The organism is Pedobacter sp. 01T416_2 (assembly GCF_056398925.1).
In genome coordinates this window covers 1-1,028 of record NZ_JBFTQI010001224.1, presented here as the reverse complement: position 1 = coordinate 1,028, position 1,028 = coordinate 1, and the positions used below count along the sequence as shown (strand labels likewise).

Here is a 1,028-nt window from a genome sequence, read left to right as displayed (position 1 = left end):
CATCTTTACCACCCCTAAACTGATCAGTTCTGTTTTATTTCCCTTCTCTAAAATTACGCCATAACCCATCACCGCTGTGCCTGGATCAATGCCCATAATAACCCGCTCCTTTTTTTCGTTCAACATTACAGCAATATTAAGCATATTTGCAAACTAAAAAGATAATCTTGACAGGCAAGAACAAAAAAATATTATCAATCTTCATCAAAGCTGCAATCGTAATATTTGCTTTTTGGTTTATTTACCATAAGCTCGTTGCGAATAAAAATCTGCACGATTTCAGTACATTATTAAAAAATATCCCTCAAACAGAAATTATTACGGTAATTGGTATCGTGGTGTTATTGATGTTTGTGAATTGGTTTTTGGAGGCGGGAAAATGGAAATACCTCATGAGCCACATCGAACCTATCAGTTTTTATCGCGCTATCGAATCGGTATTTTGCGGATTAACACTGGCCATTTTTACACCCAACAGGCTAGGAGAGTATGGAGGAAGGGTATTTTTCCTGTCACCTAAAAGAAGGATTGTGGGCATAGTGGCCATGAGTGTGGGCAGCATTGGTCAACTGGTATTAACGAATGTCTTTGGAGCCATTGCAGCCTGTTTTTTTGTTTATCGTTTTATTCCTATCGACCGTGTACTTTTTATCGCCATGGTATTTCTCGCGGTATTTTTCTGCCTGTTTTTCCTGATCTTCTACTTTAACATCCGATGGTTAAATGGCATTTTGCTTTCATTTAAATTTACCAGGAAATACAAGAAATTTTACAGCATTTTAGCGAGGTACCGAAAAAGGGAACTATTCAAAATCATAATCTATTGTTTTGTTCGCTATTTGGTGTTTAGCTCGCAATACTTCATCTTGTTTGTATGGTTGGTGCCAGGTTTGCATTATGCAGATATCATCATGATGACCTGTTTGCTATTTTTGGTACAATCGGCATTACCGTCACTTGATCTTTTTGATGTGGGTATCAGGAGTGTTACTGCTGTTGAATTATTTAAACACGTAACTGATCAACAT

Annotated in this window: 2 protein-coding genes; one reads left to right on the top strand and one right to left on the bottom strand. The window is 37.3% G+C overall.

The genetic code is table 11. The features are described from left to right. A partial coding sequence (locus AC1DPQ_RS28710; RefSeq protein WP_477611708.1) for a crossover junction endodeoxyribonuclease RuvC occupies positions 1–126 on the bottom strand: 126 nt, incomplete at its 3' end. Between the two features lie 41 nt (positions 127–167). On the opposite strand from AC1DPQ_RS28710, the gene AC1DPQ_RS28705 reads away from it, so the two are divergent. Then, the coding region (locus tag AC1DPQ_RS28705; RefSeq protein ID WP_477611707.1) for a lysylphosphatidylglycerol synthase domain-containing protein at positions 168–1,028 on the top strand (861 nt) is incomplete at its 3' end.